The organism is Vibrio neptunius (assembly GCA_019339365.1).
Classification (GTDB): Bacteria; Pseudomonadota; Gammaproteobacteria; order Enterobacterales; family Vibrionaceae; genus Vibrio; species Vibrio neptunius.
The window spans coordinates 49344-70895 of sequence record CP079860.1 but is presented as its reverse complement, the minus strand read 5'-3'; the positions used below and the strand labels follow the sequence as shown (position 1 = coordinate 70895).

General features: G+C 44.5%; 20 protein-coding genes. 13 read left to right on the top strand and 7 right to left on the bottom strand.

Features of this window, described 5'->3' with window-relative positions; translation table 11 throughout:
- Positions 1 to 145 precede the first annotated feature (145 nt).
- Together purU and KW548_16870 are read left to right on the top strand one after the other, a co-directional pair.
- Positions 146 to 1006 carry a formyltetrahydrofolate deformylase gene (purU, locus tag KW548_16875; protein QXX08808.1) on the top strand — a complete coding sequence of 287 codons (861 nt, stop codon included), beginning with the start codon at positions 146 to 148 and terminating at the stop codon, positions 1004 to 1006.
- A gap of 602 nt (positions 1007 to 1608) precedes the next feature.
- Positions 1609 to 1821: a cold-shock protein gene (locus tag KW548_16870; GenBank protein ID QXX08807.1), complete on the top strand. Its 213-nt coding sequence runs from the start codon at positions 1609 to 1611 to the stop codon at positions 1819 to 1821.
- 897 nt (positions 1822 to 2718) lie between these two features.
- On the opposite strand, the gene KW548_16865 is transcribed toward KW548_16870, so the two are convergent.
- Positions 2719 to 3459 carry a transporter substrate-binding domain-containing protein gene (locus KW548_16865; GenBank protein QXX08806.1) on the bottom strand — a complete coding sequence of 247 codons (741 nt, stop codon included), beginning with the start codon at positions 3457 to 3459 and terminating at the stop codon, positions 2719 to 2721.
- A 423-nt stretch (positions 3460 to 3882) separates the two neighbouring features.
- On the opposite strand from KW548_16865, the gene KW548_16860 reads away from it, so the two are divergent.
- From KW548_16860 to KW548_16840, 5 genes are all read left to right on the top strand, one after another.
- Positions 3883 to 6495 (top strand): G8 domain-containing protein, encoded by a 2613-nt coding sequence (locus tag KW548_16860; GenBank protein QXX08805.1) that lies wholly within the window; start codon positions 3883 to 3885, stop codon positions 6493 to 6495.
- A gap of 368 nt (positions 6496 to 6863) precedes the next feature.
- A complete protein-coding gene (locus tag KW548_16855) occupies positions 6864 to 7559 on the top strand; it encodes a transporter substrate-binding domain-containing protein (protein ID QXX08804.1) in 696 nt (231 codons plus the stop codon).
- Positions 7560 to 7896: 337 nt separating this feature from the next.
- Positions 7897 to 9444 (top strand): EAL domain-containing protein, encoded by a 1548-nt coding sequence (locus KW548_16850; protein ID QXX08803.1) that lies wholly within the window; start codon positions 7897 to 7899, stop codon positions 9442 to 9444.
- 245 nt (positions 9445 to 9689) lie between these two features.
- Positions 9690 to 11366, top strand: coding sequence for an LruC domain-containing protein (locus KW548_16845; protein QXX08802.1), 1677 nt, complete (start codon positions 9690 to 9692; stop codon positions 11364 to 11366).
- Between the two features lie 9 nt (positions 11367 to 11375).
- A complete protein-coding gene (locus KW548_16840) occupies positions 11376 to 11855 on the top strand; it encodes a hypothetical protein (GenBank protein ID QXX08801.1) in 480 nt (159 codons plus the stop codon).
- 26 nt (positions 11856 to 11881) lie between these two features.
- Here the strand turns inward: KW548_16840 and KW548_16835 are convergent, their stop codons facing one another.
- On the bottom strand, positions 11882 to 12139 hold the full coding sequence (locus KW548_16835) for a hypothetical protein (protein QXX08800.1): 258 nt from the start codon (positions 12137 to 12139) through the stop codon (positions 11882 to 11884).
- A 245-nt stretch (positions 12140 to 12384) separates the two neighbouring features.
- Positions 12385 to 13935, bottom strand: a complete 1551-nt coding sequence (locus tag KW548_16830) for an alanine:cation symporter family protein (GenBank protein QXX08799.1) — start codon at positions 13933 to 13935, stop codon at positions 12385 to 12387.
- A 482-nt stretch (positions 13936 to 14417) separates the two neighbouring features.
- Between KW548_16830 and KW548_16825 the strand changes: the two genes are divergently transcribed.
- Both KW548_16825 and KW548_16820 read left to right on the top strand, forming a co-directional pair.
- Positions 14418 to 14669 (top strand): Na(+)-translocating NADH-quinone reductase subunit B, encoded by a 252-nt coding sequence (locus KW548_16825; protein ID QXX08798.1) that lies wholly within the window; start codon positions 14418 to 14420, stop codon positions 14667 to 14669.
- 161 nt (positions 14670 to 14830) lie between these two features.
- Entirely contained in the window at positions 14831 to 15082 is a 252-nt protein-coding gene (locus KW548_16820; protein ID QXX08797.1) for a hypothetical protein, read from the top strand.
- Positions 15083 to 15147: 65 nt separating this feature from the next.
- Here KW548_16820 and KW548_16815 read toward each other — a convergent pair whose 3' ends face one another.
- Both KW548_16815 and KW548_16810 read right to left on the bottom strand, forming a co-directional pair.
- A complete protein-coding gene (locus KW548_16815) occupies positions 15148 to 15843 on the bottom strand; it encodes a pirin family protein (protein QXX08796.1) in 696 nt (231 codons plus the stop codon).
- Positions 15844 to 15867: 24 nt separating this feature from the next.
- Complete coding sequence (locus KW548_16810) at positions 15868 to 16311, bottom strand: DoxX family protein (GenBank protein ID QXX08795.1); 444 nt, start codon at positions 16309 to 16311, stop codon at positions 15868 to 15870.
- A gap of 350 nt (positions 16312 to 16661) precedes the next feature.
- On the opposite strand from KW548_16810, the gene KW548_16805 reads away from it, so the two are divergent.
- From KW548_16805 to KW548_16790, 4 genes are all read left to right on the top strand, one after another.
- On the top strand, positions 16662 to 17255 hold the full coding sequence (locus KW548_16805; GenBank protein ID QXX08794.1) for a LysE family translocator: 594 nt from the start codon (positions 16662 to 16664) through the stop codon (positions 17253 to 17255).
- 16 nt (positions 17256 to 17271) lie between these two features.
- Positions 17272 to 18084, top strand: coding sequence for an AraC family transcriptional regulator (locus KW548_16800; protein ID QXX08793.1), 813 nt, complete (start codon positions 17272 to 17274; stop codon positions 18082 to 18084).
- Positions 18085 to 18094: 10 nt separating this feature from the next.
- Positions 18095 to 18808, top strand: coding sequence for an AraC family transcriptional regulator (locus tag KW548_16795; GenBank protein QXX08792.1), 714 nt, complete (start codon positions 18095 to 18097; stop codon positions 18806 to 18808).
- Between the two features lie 103 nt (positions 18809 to 18911).
- Positions 18912 to 19853 carry an EamA family transporter gene (locus tag KW548_16790; GenBank protein QXX08791.1) on the top strand — a complete coding sequence of 314 codons (942 nt, stop codon included), beginning with the start codon at positions 18912 to 18914 and terminating at the stop codon, positions 19851 to 19853.
- Here KW548_16790 and KW548_16785 read toward each other — a convergent pair.
- Both KW548_16785 and KW548_16780 read right to left on the bottom strand, forming a co-directional pair.
- The gene (locus KW548_16785) at positions 19833 to 20738 is read right to left on the bottom strand and encodes a hydroxymethylglutaryl-CoA lyase (protein ID QXX08790.1); all 906 of its coding nucleotides are present in this window, start codon (positions 20736 to 20738) and stop codon (positions 19833 to 19835) included. The two genes, KW548_16790 and KW548_16785, sit on opposite strands and share 21 nt — an antisense overlap.
- On the bottom strand, positions 20735 to 21547 hold the full coding sequence (locus tag KW548_16780; protein ID QXX08789.1) for an enoyl-CoA hydratase/isomerase family protein: 813 nt from the start codon (positions 21545 to 21547) through the stop codon (positions 20735 to 20737). The genes KW548_16785 and KW548_16780 overlap by 4 nt, the downstream gene beginning before the upstream one ends.
- Between the last annotated feature and the right edge of the window lie 5 nt (positions 21548 to 21552).

Here is a 21552-nt window from a genome sequence, read left to right as displayed (position 1 = left end):
TGCGGATCAAGAATGTGGCATCGCACTGATGTTTTTGAGTGAAATCGACTTAGAATAGGCAAAAACAGAGTCGTACAGCGCAAGTTAGGTCGCGGTATGTCAAATAGGAACGAAAAAGCTGTGGAATACAGCGTTGGGAAACAAGATGAAAACCTATATCTTAACCGCCAGTTGCCCGAGTCGCGCAGGGACAGTCGATGTTGTCACACGATTTTTATTACAATTTGAATGCTACATCAAAGAGTTAAACTCATTTGATGACACGCTCAACCAACGTTTCTTTATTCGCGCCGTATTCAGTGTCCAAAGTGGTCAAGAACTCGATAGAGCATCCTTTGATTCAGCCTTTTCAGTGCGCGCATCAGAGTTTGATATGGACTGGGAACTAACCCCTTCTGACTATCGACCCAAAGTGGTGATCATGGTGTCTAAGTACGATCACTGCCTCAATGATCTGCTGTATCGCTACCGTACAGGCAATCTTAAAGTGGATATCAAAGCAGTAATATCCAATCATCCAGATTTGCAGTCTTTAGTGGAATGGCATGATATCCCTTATCACCATTTTCCTATTTCGGCGGAAACCAAACCCCAGCAAGAAGCCTTGGTGCAGTCTGTGCTCGATGAAACCGAATGTGAGCTATTAGTGCTTGCACGATACATGCAGGTGTTGTCACACGATATGTGCAGCCGATGGTCGGGTAGGGCGATCAATATTCACCACTCGCTTTTACCTGGTTTCAAAGGGGCAAAACCTTATCATCAAGCCTACAACAAAGGCGTTAAGCTGGTGGGTGCTACTGCCCACTACGTGAGTGATGACCTTGATGAAGGGCCGATTATTACTCAAGGCCTAGAGACGGTTGACCACACCTATTATCCAGAAGATTTAGCCAAAAAAGGCTTGGATGTAGAGTCACTCACGCTAGGTCGAGCGATTCAATACCATGTTGAGAAGCGTGTATTTATGTATAACGATAAAACGGTGGTGTTTGAACGTTCGTAACTCATATCCTTGGTGCTGCTAACGCAAGCTAGCTTAGGGTGCTTGGCGTGAAGGTAACACATCGCCTTAGATTAACGTGCTGATTCGACACGGTGATGAAAGCCGTGATGCCACAAAGCCTTCTAATATCACGATTAGAAGGTTTTTTATTACCGATTAGCCACAAAGCTTTCACGGTGGCTTTTACATTGCTCAATACAATAGATTTTTGTTGCTAGACAATGGTGACCCTGACGAAAGTCCTGATACGAATGGCACCAATGGTATGTTTGACTCATTTGACCATCCCAAAGCAACGGCGCTGTGCTGCGAGTACACTTTAGCAAAGTCTATGGAATAAGGATTTGAAGTAGCTTATAGGGCTATTTTTAAGTTTATGATTTTAAAAGAATTTTAAAATAGTTAGAGAAATGAGTATCTATTTAGCGTATACCGTGTATAGTAGCCACCAGCTCAGACAGCGAGCTATTGATAACTTATTTAGTTCAAGATCTTCTCAGTTCTCTTACGATTTGACTCGTCATCTCTATCCTGCGATACCTTTTTCTTCATTCCTTATTTAGTAGCTCTCTTTTTAACACAATCAATCTATCGAGATACACATGTCAAATAAAACAACTGGCTCAGTAAAATGGTTTAACGAAACAAAAGGCTTTGGCTTTATTACTCCTGATAACGGCACTGCTGATGTATTCGTTCATTTCCGAGCTATTGCTAGTGATGGTTTCAAAACACTAGCGGAAGGCCAAAAAGTAGCCTTTAACGTAGAGCAGGGTGGCAAAGGCCCACAAGCTGCTGACGTTACGGTACTTTAAGTATTCTGGTGAGATCTTATTGACTGATCTAGTACGGTAAGGTCTCACTTTTTTTATCAAGGAGTCGAATGATTAGAAAGACGAATCGTAAAACATACTGGTATTACGTTTTACGTGAAAAAAAACACCTCAAGAGCAAGAGTTAATTGTACCAAATTAGCTATTATCTTTGTCACAACAATGTTTCTTGGTCCGCGACCATAAATCAGCTCAATAGCGACATTTTAAAACGCCATATACTCCCCAGAATAAGCAGTCATTGTCTTGATGTGAGCTTTTCGTTTAATGAATCCGACAGTACTGGCGAAATAAGCAACTCACAAGGTACGGTTTTGGGGCACTTCTACATCTCATAACGAACGAATGGAGACTCGACGTTGACAAAAGCACCAGGTCGTAAATTGAAAGCGAAAAATATTGAAAGTCACGAGAAAGGCGAGTGTAAAGAGAACATTCATAAGATTAGAAAAAAGATCGAGAATATTCTTTTAGAACGAGAACAGAAAAAACTATGGGACCTATAAAATGAAGATGAGAAAACCAGCCAAAAAATCAAGTAATAAAATTCGCAAAAGTAACTTTGAGGAACGATTTGCTCTTATGGTCTCTGAATATAACAAAGCGAAGGAGATCCTAGAGTCTATGACAGAAGGGACGCCAGAATACGCTAAACAGCAAAAAAAGTGTCAGAGCCTTTTTGCGAGCGCTGAGCGCTTTTTGAACGCAAATTGATTTTCTGCATAATTCTACTGATCCCGATATACTTCATTTTGTGCCGTCTATGATCCCTGCTAGGAGTTGGCAAGACGTTATTCATAAGTTATTGAACCCGTTTTAATAGTTGCCCCATTATTTGGAATTGATGCTTGAGTGTCATGGTTTAGCTCAAACAAGCGATCAGTTGGATGGCGGTGCGATGCCGTATTTTGCATAAATAGCGTCAATTTCACCCTTTTCCCTCATCTCTTTGATTTTTTTATCAAACATGTCAACCAAATATGCGGATTTTGGGGTATTAGAAAAAACAACAAATAACTTTTGTCCTTCCTCAAGCACAAGCAATGTATAGTTATCAATATCACTCGATAATGCTTTAACAATATTGGACTGATAATCAACCACCGCATCAACCCGATCACTGGATAGCATCAGGATAGCCTGATCAATCCCCTTTACTTCTTTAAGTTGTATGTCGATACCTTTGAGTACATTATTCTCAAAGCCATACCCCCTTATCCAAGCCACACGTTTATCGGAAAGCATCGCTGTGCCCCTAGACTGCCATTCCGAATTGTAATCATTCTTAAAAACAACGACGACGGATTCTTCGATACTCAAGTGCTCCTTAGGGTATAAGTAGTCTTTTTTGTCTTTGGACGCATCAAAGTAGTCACCCACATAGGCATCTTTTTGCTTGCTACTTACGCTGAGCTGTGCACGTTTCCAAGGAACAGTTTGTGTGTTTACCTTGATCCCCAAAGGCTCATATACACGCTTAACGATGTCCCAATAGACACCCGTTCCATCGCTATTGGTGTAACTTGGCCATTCATCACAGACGAGCTCTATCTCCTGGATATCTTGTGCCAGAGAATAAGCTGGGACGAGCACAAACAGAACTGTCACTATCCATTTCATGATTTACTTTCCTTGATGTCACTTTACACATAAGCGTAGCACACGGTCTTATTAACTATCTTCCATCTTGCTTGGTTTGCAATAGCAGAGAAGTTCACTGCGTCCGATGCAAAAAATTGATTGGTCGTCAGAGCCAGAGAACCCTCAACATCGTTCTCTGAGTGATGTGAAGGAAAGCGTTGAATTTGCGCTTTCAACGTGACCCAATTATGTTTTCTCCCGCCTAATTGGTCAGAGCTTTCATACACATTTGTATGAATAACCGTGCTGTTATGTAAGGTTGCTGATGTTCAGGGACCGCTATTATTAGTCTCGTTTCTCTTGTAGTAGAGAGATAACCGCTATCAGAAAAATACATTCCTCAGTACCTATAACCCTATAGCGAGCTAGGGTTGACATTGAACAATTCGTTTGGGAGGCACCATGCTTACAATGTCACGCAATATATTGGTCTTTATCGCGGCTTGTGTTTATGTCATGCACGGACATGCAAAAACACCAATGGAAGTCGCGGGAACGGCGACAGTCATGGCCGTCTCATCAGGCCCCTGGACGTCCCCTGCGACGTGGGGCGGGGTTTTGCCCATAGATGATGACCGGGTCTTGATTCCCAATGGGATTACCGTCACCGTTGACGGTCTCGTTCCAGAAGAATTTAAGTCTATTACAATCGGCAGTGGTGGTAAGCTGGATTTTGCGACTGATTCTAATACTGAATTGAGAACCGAGTATCTGTTTGGTGCGTTGAATAGCCAGCTGGAGATTGGAACAAGCAATAACGGAATATCGAAATCAGTAACAGCGAGTTTAGTGTTTGCAGAACGCGGAGGGACTTCGGAGTTTGAAGACCCTCAGCGATACGCTCCGGGCGCTGTTCTCATGGGTTCGACTAAAATGTATGGTGCGAGCAAAACCAGTTGGTTAACTTTAGCTAAACACTTGTCAACCGGTGCTACAGAGTTGGTACTGAGTTCAACGCCAAATGGGTGGCAAGTTGGCGATCGGTTGGTTATCGCTGGGACAGATCCTATCACCAATGCTTCTCGATATAGTACGGACGAATTCGAACGTGATGAAGTTGTCACCATTACTCATATTAACGGTGATACTGTCTCGTTTACCCCTGCATTAGTCAGAGATCATAAGGCGCCATCTCAAAAACCCGATTTAAATGTACATGTAGCGAATTTAAGTCGAAACATCGTTATCTCGTCAGAAAATACGAGCGTCAAAGCACTGAGTGGAGAGTTCCAAAAACCGCGCGGTCACCTTATGTTTATGCATACATTGGATGTAGACATGCGTTATGTAGAGGCAAACAACCTTGGTCGCACTGATAAAAGCATTATTTTGGACGACTGGGACTTCAGCGATCTGGATGCGAACAAAAACACAGGTTCTCCCGTTAATAATGGCTTACGCAATCCAAGAGGGCGTTATTCTATTCATTTCCATCGTGGTGGACTGGACACTTCAGTATTTCCTGCTCAGCCTAAAACCCCTCTTCCTACTCCTGCACATGTTGAGGGGTGCGTGGTCAATAACGACCCTGGTTGGGGGTACGTAAATCATTCTTCCCGTGTCAATTTTGTCAGGAATGTGAGTTACAGTGTGGTGGGGGGCGCATTTAATACTGAGTCAGGCAATGAAACAGGATCGTTTATCGAAAATATTGCCATTCGTACTGTTAACCCTAGCAATCCAATCATGGTTGCACCAAGGCCAAGGAATTCATACTTTGATGGAGAAACCACTCAGTCCCTCGTTGACCTTAGAGAAAGCCGTCAGGATTTCGCATGGCAGGGAGACGGTTTTTGGTTCCACAGTACTGGGGTTAAGGTCGAAGGTAATGTGGTATCTGGTGCGAGTGGCCATGCTTACGTTTATTGGACTGAAGGGTTGGTTGAGAAGGAGCTTGGCATGGCGAGAGGGAGTATTGATGCTCATGTTCCTGCCTCTGAATTTCCTGTTCTGAACCAAGAACTGAAGGCGTGGAAACGGGCATATCCTAACTTTGTTCTGGATGTCTGGTACCTAAAGCCTCGTCCTTTTAAAAACAATACCGCTTATAACTTCGCCAGAGGTGTTCAGACTTATTACACCCATACAGAGTTTCATCGTAAAATTTCTCCAGCAGAAACAGATCCAAATTCATGGATGAATGACTTACCTCCTATGTACAAAGATCAGCTTAACATGGTATTTGATGGTACGACTTTATGGAATATCGGCCGTGTTGGATTTGAACATAATCATAGCGCCAATATAACTATCCAAAACTCGAAAATTTATGGCTTTGGTGCACGAACAGGGTTCGAAGACTACGGCGAGAATCCATTACCAGCCTATGTCAATGATGAACCGGAAGTTATAGGATTAGATCTCGATTATTATCATAATACCCACCGATGGACACTGAGTAATAATCAAGTTGAGGGCTTTTCTGGAAACGCAATTGGTATTTCACTGCCCAAAAATGCGCAAGTAACAATCGATGGCGGCATTTTCAATAATTCAGGGACCGACATTCAAGTGAATGCTGCAAGTGAGCATCTAGTCAACGAGAATGGTGAAGGGTTTGGTGTGGGTATGTTGTCTACAGCTCCAACACAGTCAACAATACTGGTTAAAGGAAACATAGTTTTCAAAACCCCAAAAAATAACATAGTGATGGATGCTGAGATAATCTTCGATGAGGTACCACAGAAAGGTTTTCCAATGATTTCCGGCAAGAAGGTTGACCCGTTGTATTTCTTTGCACCTCAAGAAGTGTTGCTAGACTTTGAACCATTTTTCAATGCCCGAGCGTACTTTGATCAACAAGACGGTGGGTATACTCCATTGGTCTCTGGTTCGTCTGGAAATCTATGCGCAGTCAGTGAGCCTGAACAGTGCGTTGAGTACCAGTATGCGGACAAGACTAACCGCCAATTAAAATCAGAGTTTAAGCGTTCCTTTCTTGGCGAAATCACACCTGAAAGTGCAACTTTACATAAAGTCGTTAGCGGAGGTAAAGTTTCGGGTATAACACTGTGATAAGGTCAATCAAATCATAGCAACACAAACGCTGGAGGTCTTGAGTTTGCTATGGCGTATCGGTTAGCTAAACTTAGAGACGTTGGCACGCTGAACCGTTCGACCTTTCCGTAGAGTGGGATAACTCTAGCGCTATGTATGCTAGAGTTATTTCCTAGTTGATACGACTTGAGTTGATCTTGGTGCACATGGTTTTTTGTTCGGAGGTCACTGAGCATTCTTATTGTATCCAGTATGGAAAATGGAAGTCGAATTAACTACCGAGAAGATAGAGGTCTTTTCAGTGATAGTTTTCAAAACGACTAAGCCACACAAACAGGCATTACCTCGCTATAATTAGTTAAATGAAAAAGAGATCGTTAATTTCCATGATGATAAAGCCGTTACTTATCTCCGGTTTGGTTCTAATTTTGGCTCATGTTAAAGCCTATGCAGCATACAATATGCATTTTTTCCTTCCAGATTTTCCACCTTATACCACCATCGATGAACTGGGTGAACCTGCGGGTATTGGCATAGATAAAGTGCTACCTATTTTGTCATCGATAGGGGTGGAGTACACGATGACCGTTTCATCAAATCATGGTAGAGCGTTGTCTGAGCTGAGAAAACAGCGTTCAGATGGCTTCTTTATGGCTTCACAGAATGAAGAGCGAGACGAGTACGCGGTGTTTTCGGCACCCGTGATGAGCAATCGCTGGGTGTGGATTGTGCGCAGTGAAGATGTCGAACAGTTTGCCCCTCATGATCCTGTGTTTAAGAGCCAAGCCAAGGTGACCAGTTTGCTCAATACCAATACGGCTTTTTGGCTAAAAAATCAGGGGTATCAAACCGCCTCTCCCGCCACCCATATCTACGGCTTAATCGAAAAATTGGATCTTAAAGTCGTCGATGCTGTCTTAGTGGCTGAGTCTGTGTTCATGCATAATTATACCAACTTGAGCGGTTATGGCGTGATTCTTGAGGAAGAAAAAGAGTTTGGGCTGTACATCTCTAAGCATTTCCTAGCGCAGCACCCAGAGTTTATGGAACGCTTAAATGAAGCCATTCAACGATTACGCTGATCTCTTGATGATTCTCTACAATTTTTAGGTAAAAGAGTCATATACACTAACCAAACAAGGCGCAATGTACTCAAGTAAACGTGAACACAACGACGTTTACGGCTTCTCATTGATGGAAGGCTTCAATCGGTAATGAGACGATTATCACGTAACCAAGATGTTAGGGTGTCTGGGCGTCTTAGTTTTGTTACATTTTGAAATTATTAATAATATTGATTCATAAACAAAAATACATGTTCATTTTTAGTGCTTTGTGTCGCGCTACTCTACGGCGCCTTGAACCTAGATTCTAATAAATATGTCAATATTAACCGGAGCAGTGCAAGGTGTTTGAAAAATGAGTGCGATAGTGTTGTCGGATCGGGTTGTTGTACCTAACAAGCACTTATTTTCAATATGGTTACTTGGCCTATTCAATCTCGTATTGCTTTTCGTTCTTATCGGATGTGCCAACCTTCACTTAGATTCTTCTACTCAACAAGCAGCTAGAGACATTGAAACACACTTAGATCGCATTAAAGCTGACTTTGATTATCTATTGAAAGACAACAAGTTAGCAGAAAGTTGTCAACACTTGTTGGTCGATATGCGACAGTCCGTGTTTGAAACCCATATGGCAAAGGAAGTGGCGGTCTTTAGGCAGGGAGGTCAGTTCTTCTGTGCGACCAATAAAGGCAAGGTATCGTTCCATCTCTATCCGCATATCTATCAAGAGCTTCAATCTGTACCGCTTCATCAAACCGTCGCCTATTTTAACGCGGCGATAAATCGTCTTAACTCGATCGGCCTGTTATTTTTGGATGATCAGCAGCGCGGCGTCAGTATTTTGATCCCGCCGGGCTATCTTTACGAGTTAGTTGCGCAGAAGCTCGCAACTCAACGCATTGATTTTGAACTTTGGATCAGTGGGCAACGGGTAGACAATAGGTTGATGTTAACAGCCTCGAATTCGGATTCGGTCAGGGTGAGTGAGTTCAAGGGAGAGCATTTCCCTTTTGCAGTAAAATCCCAAGTGGGTTATGCCTACTACTTGTCTTATATCGCTGATAAATATTGGCTGTTTCTGTTGGTGTCTACTGTTGTTATCGTTTGTTATGTTGTCTCAAGTAAACGACGTATTGCAAAAAATAGTCTGGAGTTTGCCCTCGTAGATGCGCTCAATCGAGGATATTTCGAGTGTTATTATCAACCGATCGTTGATGCGCATAGCGCTAAGGCAATCGGTTGTGAGGCTTTACTTCGTTGGAATGATCCCAAGCGAGGGTTCGTATCACCGAGCATATTTATCCCTCTAGCTGAAAAGCTAAATTTGATCAATCGCTTGACCTATTATGTCTTTAATCAGGTTGTTGATTTTATCGCTAACAATGAAAGTGCTTTAATTGGCAAATACATTAGTATCAACATAAGCCGTAAAACGTTAATTGCGCCGAGATTGCTTCGTATTGTTAAGCAATTGCAAAAAGCCCATCCTCATATCCTCAACAAGCTGGTATTTGAGATCACAGAGAATGGCGAATACACCGATGAAGAGCTAGAAATTGCAAAAAATCATATTCAGGTTTTGTGTCGCATGGGGGTAAGAATGGCAATTGATGATTTCGGAACTGGGTATTCTGGTCTCAATTTTGTTAGTCAACTTCCTTTTGAAATCATGAAGATAGATCGAGTTTTCGTGAAGAATCTTGACAAGCAGCAGAGTACACGCCCTGTCCTTGATTCGATGCTCAACCTTGCAAGAAGCCGCGACATGATGGTGGTCGTAGAGGGCATCGAAACGGATACTCAGTTGCAAATCTTGTTGGATATGGGGTTTGTCTATATTCAGGGTTTTCTGTTGGCTAGGCCGATGCCTGAAAAAGAGCTGTTAGATTTTCTTGTCTAAATCAATGATATAAAGGAAGTTAATGCACAATATAGTCCGCAACTTGTCGTGCAGCGTTCACCGCTCATCGTAAGCTAAGTGCAGTAGCTAACTTAATGGGTAAATAAATATTCATCTTTATTCTCAAAATGAGAATATGGGTCGCTATCTTCATAAGTGACTGTTAATAAATGAAAAAATAATAGGTATCATTTTTGCTCTGTCCCTTATTAGTGTGATTTCAACTCGATAAGGGACCAGATTCTATGAAACTCCAAAACCTGATTTTCCTTGCAACGAGCGCAATCCCTTTTGTTTCAGGGGCGATAACGACCAGCGACTTTACTTTTGAGTCTGGTGCCGATGCATCTAATTATTCCGCCAAAGGAAAGCCAAATAACACCTACTCTATTGCGGGCTCTCTACCAAGCGATGTTCTTCAGAACGTGTATTCAATGCTGCCTGAAGGAACGGTGGTAAACAGCGACTTTATTGCACCCGAACGCTATTCAAGCATAGATATCGATGACCAGTTGAATGGCGCGCCATACGCTACCGCGACGGTGACTTTTCTCAATGAAGGCGCGGGGTATCGAAATAGTCTCGGGTACTTTGTCTTTGATACCAATAACCCCCCAACGTCTAAAGAAGATATTAATACACATGTGATTATCTTCCCAAACACCTCGAAACCACGAGAGGGCGAGATGCAGGAGGGTGACTCGATTGATTTGAGTGTTCAACTGACCGATGGGCAAACACTGGCGTTTTTCATCATTCCCAATGGCTGGGGGTGGAGCGGCTCATACAACAATATTTCGAGCCTCGGTAATTGGGGCACACCATTTTATAGCTATCCATCATTGAATCCAGAGAGTACCGCAGAGCATCGTAGGCATAATGTGGCATTTATTGATACGGCGAATGAATTTCTCGTATTAGGTTTTGAAGACATTCGCCGACCTCAAGGTGACAACGATTTCAATGATCTGATTTTTACCGTAAATATCTCTCCGTTTTCGGCTGTGGATGGGGTCAACACCGATGGTTCCACGGACTCAAAATATGAAGTATTGACGCAAAATAGTGACCCAGACATTTCAGTGACGTCGGTTTATCCAAGTTCGGACAGTTACGCGACCATCGCCTTTGAAGACCGCTGGCCATTGATGGGTGATTACGATTTTAATGATGTTGTCTTGCAGTACCGGGTGACAGAGACCTTGAATGGAGTCAGGGAGCTGAAAAGTATTACGATAGATTATACGCTTCAGGCGATGGGAGCGGGTTACTCAAACGGATTTGCCGTTCAATTACCCAATGTCGATCCCTCTACTGTGTCTTCCGCCACTGTGACGCGTAACGGCGTAGAGGTCGGGCATACCGTCGTTGAATCCGACAACGGTGAAACGGTACTTATCGTGTCTGAGAGTGTCAGAGATGACTTAGATGAACTGGGCGTTTTTTCCGGCAGTTGCAAGTTCTATCGGACTCAAAGTACCTGTTTGGATCAACAAGCAGCAGGCGTGCTTGAGTACCAACTCAATGTTCAACTGTCGACCCCAATTGCTCGAGAACTTGTCGGCTACCCTCCTTATGACGCGTTTATTTTTGCGGCCAAAAACACCTATCACGGTGACTTTTTTACCTCTTTCCCGGGGATGCAGTGGCAGACCCACTTCAAACGATTCCCAGGTACTAGCGGCATGGACAATAGTTTGTTAAATCAACACGATGACCGTTCCGCGGGCGGGGTATGTTTTGTAACTGAAAACAATATGCCTTGGGTGATAAATATCCGGGATAACTGGCAGCACCCGATTGAGTATATGGACATCAGTAAGGCGTACACCAGCTTCCCAACTTGGGTCGGAAGTAATGGGGAAACCGATGGAGAATGGTACAAATCTCCGCAAGTGAATCGTGTTATTTCAGCGCAATAGGAGAGTACTATGCAGGGTTTAAATCGAATGACTTTGACTGTTCTGGCGTCACTTTGTTTCACTGGCTGTGGTGGAGGCGGAGGAGGTGAAGCAGGGTCATCTGGAGGTGGTGCATCGACGACCACTCCCACTGTCACTGCCACCAGTACGCCCATAGAGAATACTGCTGACATTGTCGCTTCTAGAGACTTTTCGTTTGATGTAGGTCAGGTGATTACTCTGAGTGTCGATTATAGCGGCTCTAGTGACGGTGCGGTTCATCTCTATTCACAAGCTGCCTTTACCAGCGATAGTGGAGAGGTCATTGCCGATCCGACCTCGCGTATCACAACTATCTACCCAAGTAGAACGTCAACGGTGACGTTGGAAGTCAATAGTAACTGGCAGCAGATATACGCTCATTGGGTACCGATGGCGAGCAACGAAACAGAACTCAGCCAAGTTGTGACACTTGATCAGGCCAGCCATAGCTATCAAGTATCGTTCTAATACGGATCTTGAACGCTCTAGTTTGGTCAATCGAGTAACAGTGAGACTTCCAGTAAGTGGGTTAACTTATCGGAGAATTGGTTAAAGTCTTTATCAATTCGCAGATATTTTTCATCAATCGAAGAAAGACTGGTGACCGCTTGTAGTGAGTGGATGACTTCCGAGCGGTGACTATGGAAGTGTTGTTTGAAACTATCGAGTCGTATTTTATGGATACTTTCGACTTGAGTGACTGCTTTGAGGATAGACGCTTGGGTTATGTTGCTTGTTTCTGTGTGATTCATGGAGTGGTGGCTTCTGTAGTGAGATCGCATAAAGCTAACATCTTCATCATTGCTGGGCTATGAACCAGATCAAAAGAACGTTGAATAATGCTTATGGCTGAGAGAGCAAAAAGGAGCCATTTAGGCTCCTTTTAGTTTAGTACTCGGTAGCAATACGTTGATTGATATGTCTGACAAGCGCTCATTCATCCATCATGGCAACGGCACAAATATCGGGCTTGAGTGACTTAGAGGTTAATGTTGACTTATTGTTCAGCGACTTCTGTCTGAGATTGCTGTTGTTGCACTTTGTACACTTTACCTGCATTGAATCGTTCTAGGTAATCGGCTAGGTCGCGCTTTACTTCCGGAACTAGGATGTATAGACCGACAATGTTCACCAATGCCATGGCAAAGATCATCGCATCAGAGAAGTCGATAACTGGGCCTAAGTTCATGGCTGCACCAATCACGACGAAGACACAGAATTTCACTTTAAAGATAAGCTCGGCGGTTTTGCTCTCACCAAATAGGTAAGTCCAAGCTTTAAGGCCGTAGTATGACCAAGAGATCATGGTAGAGAAAGCAAACAGTACGACAGCAATGGCAAGGATGTAAGGGAACCAGCTGATTGCGCTACCAAATGCCGCAGAGGTCAGCTCAACACCCGCAAGGCCAGTATCGGTATCAAGGTAACCAGTAATGATGATAACTAGTGCTGTCATGGTACAAATGACGACGGTATCGATGAAGGGTTCTAGCAGAGAAACGAAACCTTCTGACATGGGTTCTTTAGTTTTCACTGCTGAGTGAGCAATTGCTGCCGAACCAACCCCGGCTTCGTTCGAGAACGCTGCACGTTTGAAACCTTGAATAAGCACACCGATCACGCCACCAGCAATACCTTCACCAGTGAATGCACCGTTGAAGATAGCTGCAAATGCGTCATCAATACGGTCGAAGTTCATTAAGATGATGATCAGGGCTGCACCGACGTAAATGGTCGCCATGAAAGGCACCACTTTCTCTGTTACTTTAGCAATCGATTTGATACCACCGATAATAACAATACCAACGATGACTGCGAGAATAAGGCCAAACAACCAACCTTTATCGGCGAAGAACGAAGCATCACCACCGGTTACGCCAACGACTTGCTTAAAGGCTTGGTTTGCTTGGAACATATTACCGCCGCCGAGCGCACCGCCGATAGCAAACACTGAGAAAAGCACTGCTAGAGTACGACCAAACGCTGCGTTGCCGCGTTGCGCCAAACCTTTGCTTAGGTAGTACATAGGACCACCTGAAACAGAACCGTCTGGGTTGGTGTTGCGATATTTTACACCAAGTGCACACTCGACGAACTTGCTCGACATGCCCAGAAGACCGGCAAGAATCATCCAGAATGTTGCGCCAGCGCCACCGATAGAGACGGCGACCGCGACACCAGCGATGTTACCAAGACCAACCGTACCCGAGAGAGCGGTAGTCAGAGCTTGGAAGTGAGATACTTCACCATCTTCTTTGGCTTTTGGGTCAGAGAATTTACCCGAAACCAACTGAACGGCGTGTTTGAAGCCGCGGAAGTTGATAAAGCCAAGATAAAAGGTAAAGAAGCTCGCAGCCACTACCAACCAAAGAACAATCCAAGGCACCTGCACGTCTGTAAAAGGGAAAGGAATGGTCGAAAAGATCATGCCTACAAATGGGTTGACGATAGGTGCAACGACTTCGTTGATTTTGTCATCCAAGTTGGATGCCGCAGCGCTACCCGCAAAAATACTTGCCAAACTGGCAAGCGCTATACGCTTTGTCATGCTTTTCCTGCCTATGCATTATGGTTTATATGAATATTATTTATATAGATGTTGTGTTTGTTACATGTGTGTAACAAATGGCTATTATTCATTTTATAAATAGCTCCGCAACATCTTTGGCGGAAAACTTGATCCAGCAAACAATTCTGACATTCGCTAACACTAGACAGTTAAATTGAACTTCTTCACTGCTTTTTATTAAAAAGGTGGAACATTTGGCGATGGTTTCGTTTTTAATATAGTTGTTAATACTGTATTGAAGGCCGAAATATAAAACTGTGTGATTAAAGTTTGAACAGTAGACAAATTCGTGTTGAAGCCAATAATAAGTGAATTGTGATGATTTATGTTTTTTTGGTTGCATACTAATTCATTGCGGTCAGTAGGCGACTCGTGAGCCCTCATGAATCAAATCGATGATGGGTAATCAAAATGGCTTTCTCTCTCGTATACAAACTTAACACCAGAGAGGAGAACAAGGTATGGAACTTCAAATTGAATCATTGGAAGGTGGTATTTACCTAGCGTATTCAGTAAACGAAGGCGATAGGATGCTTTTGCGCGATACTAATCAAAATCCGCTCAAATTTTGTAGCCTTTCCCAAGCCAAAGAACATTTTAAAGACCAGTCGTACCAAAGCGCATCATTGGTTCACCAAAGCGCTTACGATGAAATGTGTGGTGAGAATATAGGCTCCAGTCACTCTCTTAAAACCAATCTGATGTGGTTTTAAAAGCGTTATAAGCGGCGGGAAGGACAGCGAAATGTGCTTCCTGTACGCTTTACGGAACGCTGTCACTTGATTGTCATACTCGATGGGTATGTTTCTGCACGGATATTATCCATAGCATTTTTAGAATGATATACGAATGTTAAAGCCAGAAGCAGAAGAAAATGACAAGAAAGTTAAATGAACTAGATGATGTGATCATCAAAAACCTGCAAAACAACGGATTTATCAAAAGCGAAGCTGAGGCGTATTTAAAGCGCAATGTGTACAAGCTGGACAAGCATGAAGTGGACACCATTAAGAACTACGCAGAGCACTTCGGCCTCAACGCAAAAGAACGAATCATTGAAGATATCCTTGAGCTTCGAAGAGAAGCACTGATGGTAAAGCTTATCTCGCAAACAGCGCTAGGGTAACCGTTAGCGCAAGAAAGGTCGCGCCGCAGCGAGTGTCAGACTCGACCTGAGGCGCAGCGCGGTGACTAGGGCAGATCAAAGATAAGCGCAGTGGCGGGGGCGTGACTTGAATTGGTTATCGAAATCGATGTCACTCCTTCAACTTTTGCCCCATCTCCCGAGTTGATAAGTGTATTGTCTATGGTCAGTTGTCCTTCTACTTGATGAAGGTAAACGTTTCTGCCTTGGGCGACCTCAAAGTCAATCTGTTCGCCAGCAGGTAAAATCAATTGATGAAGAGAGGCATCTTGCTTTATTTGTAAGGTACCATCGTGTCCATCGGGTGTTGCGATAGGCGTTAAACCTTCCGCTTGACCAAAATCTTTCTGTTGGTAGCCAGGTTCATTGCCAAACGTGTTTGGTTGAATCCAGATCTGTAGAAAGCGCAGGGTATCTGACTCAGACGCATTGTATTCGCTATGATAAACCCCACGACCAGCGGACATTAACTGAAATTCACCGACGGGTAAGGTCTGAATGTTGCCCTCACTGTCCTTGTGCTCAATGGTACCTTCCAATACGTAGCTAATGATCTCCATATCTCGATGACCGTGTGTGGCAAAACCAGCACTTGGCTGAACGATATCGTCATTAATCACTCGTAGAGCAGAAAAGCCCATGTGTTTGAGATCATAGTAATCACCGAAGGAAAACGTATGTTTACTGTCCAGCCAGCCAAAACTAGCGCTACCACGATCATCTGAGTGTCTAACTGTAATCATAATATTACCCTCCTAGGGTTGGTCTTACGCGAATTTGTTTGCGATAAATTGATCAATAGCGGCTTTGCCTGAACCTGATAATGTTAGCGAAACACTCGCCGCCATAAGCGCTAGGCCAAATTCATAGCCGTTGTTTGACATGAAAAGCCCGTTCTCAAAGTGAACTGAGAAAATGGCCACAAGCATGGTAAATGCAAGAGCAATGGAAGCCGGACGGGTAAATAGGCCAAGCAAAATAAACAGACCACCAAAGAACTCAGCACTCCCCGCTAACAATGCCATTAGCACACCAGGTCCTAGACCGATAGACGCCATCCACTGACCTGTTCCTTCCAGTCCATAGCCGCCAAACCAGCCAAACAATTTTTGTGCCCCATGGGCCATAAAAATAATGCCAACGGGGAGACGTAGTGCCAACGTGCTATACCCTGCTTGTGATTCTGTCAGTGTTTTAAGTAGAGATTTCATAGTGTCTTCCTCAAATATTTCAAATTAAATTTCCGCGGTTGTATGCGTTTACCTCGGTGATTTGAACTAAGTTTAGGCGCTGATTAAGTGAGATTAAATCGTAGAAAATTAACATACTCGTTCGAAATATTTGAATAAGTGTGCTTGCGACGGGAGAGTCTCAAACTAGGGAGCTTGGCCAAGACTGGATTAGTCACTGCAAAGGTAGCGGCGCTCATTGCTATGGTTTGGCAAACTAACCAGACCTCAAGTCTCTATTGTCCTGGCTTCCAACGAATGCGGCTGTGCAATATCGTTCAATACTGTTTTTCTCTTAGGGACTATCTTGCTCAAAAAGAGGAGACAACGAGATGGAAAATCTGATTTTGGCGATGGTGGTATTTGCTTTCGTGGGGGCCGTGACGCCTGGGCCAGTGAATTTGTTAGCGACAACGACAGCGGTAAATGATGGCCTAAGGGCAGCGTTAAAGCATGTTTTGGGCGCATCAATAGCCTATGCGGTTGTCGTGTTTGCGACAGGACAGATGATGCAAACCTTGGTAGCCATATTGCCGAAGCTTGAAGTTTGGATGCAGTTGATCGGCAGTAGTTTTTTGTTTTACCTTGCTTATCAAATCTTCGCGGCACCAGTGAAAGGGGTTGCTGTCGAGCCAGTAAAGAGCTCAGGCTGGTTAACTGGAAGTTTGACTCAAATAGTCAATCCCAAAGCTTGGTTGGTAGCAATGTCTGGTGTCAGCCTTTATGTGCTAGGGCAGGAAAATGAGCAGTATTCGTTGTGGCTCTTTACTCTCGTGTCATTGTTCGTCTGTGTGATCGGTGTTGGCGTATGGGCGATGATTGGCGGGGTTTTGGCGAATCGACTTGCAAATCCACGAGTTCATCGCCAATTTAATAGATTGATGGCCATAATGTTATGCGCATCTGTTGTGCTGATCTGGCTCTGAGTGGAGTAGTGGTTGAATGAAGAGAGATAAAAGTGCGAGCTTCAAGCAGAGTACGATGCTGCCATGGATTGAGCTGCGTGTCGCCAACCAGTCGACGGCATGCTATGACGCCCACTCTCATGATGAATTTTCCTTTGGCATTATCCATCAAGGCCGAGCAGATTACCGAAATCGACGCAATACACATCAGATTGGCCAAGGGGATATCGTGACGATTAACCCTGCAGATGTCCATTCCTGTAATCCATATCATGGCACTTGGTCCTACAGTATGCTGTTTGTTGATGCGTTGGAGATGGGAGAGATCCAGCAGGAAATGACGTCAAATCAACATTATGATTATGTGGCTTTTAAGAATGATCTAGAGCGTCATCCTGAATTTCAGCAACGATACTTGGCACTGTTTTCGGCGCTTCAGAATGAAGAGGGTCTGTTGTTAGCTCAATCTTGCTTGTATGACTTTATTGAGCTCAGTTTCCAGAATGGAGTCAAAACGATGGCCAAGACAGGCTTATCGAATCTCGCGATGGTCCGCGATAAGTTAATGGATGAACTGAGCCACGCTCACTCTTTAGAAGCGTTAGCACAAGAAGTAGGGATGAGCCGATATCAGCTTTTACGTGCTTTTAAGGACCACTATGGGTTACCGCCCTATGCCTATCTAATCGATGAGAAGATCAAGCGTGCGAAAGTAATGCTCAGATCGGGAGCCGATATCGTTGATATTGCTCACCGCCTAGGGTTCTCGGATCAGGCGCATTTTCAGCGACATTTTAAAAAGAAACTGGCGGTAACACCTAAGTTTTATCAATCTCACTTTGTGGAGTGAATCCCGCCTGATGTTGGAAAATAATCTCACTATTCGTGCTTATACCCGTCAACGCAAGGGGCATGCGCATGAACATCATCAACTGGTACTACCTATCTTGGGCACCATTATTATTGAACTGGAAGGTTACCAAGGCAAAGTGTCAGTCGGTGAATGCGTGGTAATCAAGGCCAACACGTTTCACCATTTCCGCGCCAATGAAGCTGCGCGTTTTGTGGTCGCTGATTTGAACATATTACCTGATAGTTTGCTGGACATGGACGCATTGGTTTTTCCGATTTCAGCGCCACTCCGCTCTTATCTGACCTTCGTCGAATCTCAGCTTCAGCATCGAGTCACCCCTGCTATTGAAGCCCCTATGGTTGATATGTTTGTCAAGCTATTGGCGGAGCAACAAGCTGGGCAGCGACTTGATCATAGAGTCAGAGCGGTGTTACATCATATTGAAGAAGATCTGGCGAGAGAGATAACGGTTGAACATTTGGCAAAAGTCGCCTGTTTGAGTGCGACGCAGTTTAAAAAAATTTTTAAACAATCCACTGGGTTAAGTGTTCTTCAATACGTGACTAAACAAAGAATGGAAAAAGCTAAAGCACTCCTGACGCACACGGATATCCCTGTCCAGCTTATTGCAGAGAGAGTCGGGTACAAGGACCTATCCGCTTTTAGTCGTCGTTTTTCATCATCATTTGGACTTTCTCCTCGCGCATTGCGCGGCGGATGAAATTGAGTCTGTAAAATCAAATAGAGTGTCTTTTCTGCAAAGTTATGTGTTCATTTATTCATTATTCTCTGTCTATCAAAATGATATGACAAAGAGTATAGATATGAATCAGACACTAAAAGCTCGTCAGGAAGGTTTCGGAGTTTTGGTCATCCTGTTTGCTTCTTTATTGTGGGGAACGACCGGTACCGCAGCCACGTATGCGCCTGATATCAGCCCGCTGGCGATTGGCGCTTTTTCGATGGGCGTTGGCGGCGTTATGATGGCTCTGTTTGCCTGCGGTACGATCAGAAAAGACCGACATATATTGGTATCCAATAAACTTGTTTTATTGCTGGGGGCACTGGCTTTAGCGGTTTATCCTCTTGCGTTCTATAGCTCGATGAGAATGGCGGGTGTCGCGATTGGAACCGTGGTATCTATCGCGAGTGCACCGTTCTTCGTTGCATTGTTGGAATGCCTGTTTGGCAAAGAAAAGTCAATTGACACTCGCTGGGTGATAAGCTTGACAGTGGGCGCGACTGGCATCGTTTTACTGACTCTTTCAGAGACATCAACGTCAATACAAACCGATGTAGAGCAAACCAAATATATAGGGATAGTGCTTGGATTGCTTGCGGGGTTCACCTATGCCACTTACGCATGGGCGGCAAAAGCGCTCATCATTGAGGGCGTGCATTCCAAATCTGCGATGGGGAGCATATTTGGTTTGGGTTCACTATTGCTGCTACCTTCATTATTTTTTACTGGTGGTAATTTGTTTGCGACATCTATCAATGCATCCGTCGCCTTGTATATGGCGTTGGTTCCAATGTTTCTCGGCTATGTCTGCTTTGGTTATGGGTTAACAACGGTATCAGCAAGCAAAGCAAGTTTACTAACGCTGTTTGAGCCTGCTGTGGCCGCTGTACTTGCTGTGGCTGTAGTGGGAGAACATATTGGCCTATTGGGGTGGATAGGAATTGGGCTGATCATGGTTTGCTTGTTACTTCAATCCTATCAGCCCAAACATAGAGAGCCCTTATTAGCGGCGCAAAGCCAGTGACACTTTGGAAGTCGGTTGGCGCCCTAAGGCGTCGCTGATTTCCCACCCTGCTTGGGCAAGGCGATGTAAATCCACGCCCGTTTCAATCCCTAAACCTTGGCAAAGGTACACAACATCTTCTGTCGCGACGTTACCCGACGCGCCTGCAGCATAAGGGCAGCCCCCTAAGCCCGCGACGCTGCTATCGACAACATGGACCCCCATTTGAAGGGCTTGATATATATTGGCGAGCGCTTGCCCCCAAGTATCATGGAAATGAACGGCGACCTGATGGGAGGGCACTCGTTCAAAAACCGCATCGAGCATGTTGGCCACTTTTATTGGTGTACCTGTGCCAATGGTGTCGCCAAGAGACACTTCATAGCAACCAAGTTCTAATAGTGCTTGGGCAACTTTGGCGACCTGAGAAGGCTCGGTTGGACCATCATAAGGACAATCGACGATGCAGGACAAGTAACCTCTAACGGGGATGCCTTTGTCTTTTGCTTCAGCCACCAGGGGCCGGAATCGTTCAAGGCTTTCTTCAATAGAACAGTTAATGTTTTTCTGACAAAAGCCTTGTGAAGACGATGTGAATACCGCGACTTCGTCGGCATTGGCTTCGATAGCCTGCTCAAACCCTCTCATATTTGGTGTTAGGGCAGCATACTTCACGTTCGATGCGCGAGTGATTGTTGCCATGACTTCCAATGAGTCCGCCATTTGTGGCACCCACTTAGGCGAGACAAATGATCCCGCTTCGATGTGGGTAAGACCGCAGCAAGAGAGTTGATTGATCAGCGCGACTTTTGCCTCGGTTGAAACGGCTTGCTCATTTTGCAAACCGTCGCGAGGACCAACTTCGACTATCTTGATCGACTCTGGCAGTAGCGAGGTAGCCATCATTCACTGCCTCCTATCGCCCAATTTGGTGGCCGCTTATCAAAGAAAGCCTTTAGACCTTCTTGCCCTTGGTCGGATACCCTAACTTTTGCGATTAATTGACTGGTATATTCAATCAAAGCATCATCAAGCACCTGAGTATCACACTCTCGGATCAGTGCTTTAGTTTGAGTCAGGGCCGCGGGGCTATTGAGTAGCCACTGATTGACGATAGCAGTGACGGTTTTTTCCAGTTGGCTGATTTCGACAGCTTCATGAATTAAACCAATCTCAACCGCTTTGTTGGCGTCGAAACGTTCAGCAGTCAGCATGTAGCGCCTTGACTGGCGAGCACCGATCGTGCGGTTTACATAGGGCCCAATGGTCGCTGGAACTAATCCTAGCTTTACCTCACTGAGGCAGAATAGGGCGCTATGGTCAGCAATAGCGACATCACAGCAGCAGATTAGCCCGAGCGCTCCGCCAAACGCGCAGCCATGAACAACAGCGATAGTTGGGTGAGGGAAGTTATCCAAGCAATGCATCAACTGAGCAAGTCTTGAAGCATCTTGCTGATTTTCCAGTTCACTTTTAGCTATCATTGACTGCATCCAGCCAAGATCAGCGCCTGCCGAAAAGTGTTTTCCGTTACCACGTAACACTAAACATCTCACCTCTGAACGCTGAGCCAGTGAGTGAATCGATTCTATCAACTGTTCGATGACCTGTGCGTTGAAGGCATTGTGTTTGTCTGGCCGATTAAGTGACAGAGTGGCAACGCCTAAGTCATCGATGTTGCCAGTGAGATAGCTGTTATCGATTAGATTTGTCATGCTAT